This window comes from Acetobacter okinawensis (assembly GCF_002153655.1).
Taxonomy (GTDB): domain Bacteria; phylum Pseudomonadota; class Alphaproteobacteria; order Acetobacterales; family Acetobacteraceae; genus Acetobacter; species Acetobacter okinawensis_A.
The window spans coordinates 1-269 of the sequence record NZ_JOPJ01000054.1 but is presented as its reverse complement, the minus strand read 5'-3'; the positions used below and the strand labels follow the sequence as shown (position 1 = coordinate 269).

The window sequence follows — 269 nt, the reverse complement described above, 5'->3', positions numbered from 1 at the left end:
GGCTGCATGACCCACCACGGCATGACCTGCGCCTGATAGGTGACTTCCAGATGGTTTTCCGTCCCCTGTGTCAGGGTCGGGGTGCCGGTGCTGTTGACGTTGCGGTTATACTGGCGCTGCCCGTAGGAGGCGCGGCCAAGCCCCCAGCCCACGCCCACTGTGTCGTTGTCACGCCCCTTGAAGGGAGCCTTGAGGTTGACACCCGCATCCACGGCGTAGCTGATCATGTTGCGGTCCCCGCCATTGCCGGTCATGCGGGCAAACACGCC

1 protein-coding gene is annotated in these 269 nt (G+C 64.3%); it reads right to left on the bottom strand.

Going from position 1 to position 269, the window contains the following annotated elements:
* The coding region (locus HK26_RS12530) for a carbohydrate porin (RefSeq protein ID WP_143296365.1) at positions 1-269 on the bottom strand (269 nt) is incomplete at both ends.